This is a genomic window from Curtobacterium sp. MCBA15_008, from assembly GCF_001865065.1.
Classification (GTDB): Bacteria; Actinomycetota; Actinomycetes; order Actinomycetales; family Microbacteriaceae; genus Curtobacterium.
This window is the reverse complement of the sequence record NZ_MJGN01000070.1, coordinates 1-407: the sequence shown is the minus strand read 5'-3', so window position 1 is coordinate 407 and position 407 is coordinate 1. Positions and strand designations below refer to the sequence as shown.

1 protein-coding gene is annotated in these 407 nt (G+C 50.4%); it reads left to right on the top strand.

The window, feature by feature from the left end; translation table 11 throughout:
* Positions 1 to 214: 214 nt before the first annotated feature.
* A partial coding sequence (locus BIU96_RS18070; RefSeq protein WP_175477613.1) for a peptide deformylase occupies positions 215 to 407 on the top strand: 193 nt, incomplete at its 3' end.

Below are 407 nucleotides of genomic sequence, written 5' to 3'. Positions count from 1 at the left end.
ACTATCAACTGATCAGTTTGTACTCAATGAGCGAGTTGAGGGATAATAGCACCATAAACGGCAAAAACCCGTTGAAACCGGCTCTTTCATCCCGATCATAATAGTCACGGGATGGAAAAATGCGCAGTACGCTGTCGCATTTCGGAGACAGTATTCACACCGTTACAAAAGATAACGGTGAAAGCCAGAATCAGACACCAAAAGTACGAGCGCCATGATACTAGATATTCTCGAATACCCGGACCCCCGCTTGCGCACCCTTGCCAAGCCAGTGGACGAGGTAACAGACGAGACCCGCAAGCTGATCGACGACATGTTCGAGACCATGTACGATGCGCCCGGCATTGGCCTGGCAGCCACCCAGGTCAATGTGCATAAGCAGATCATCGTCATGGATCTGTCCGAAG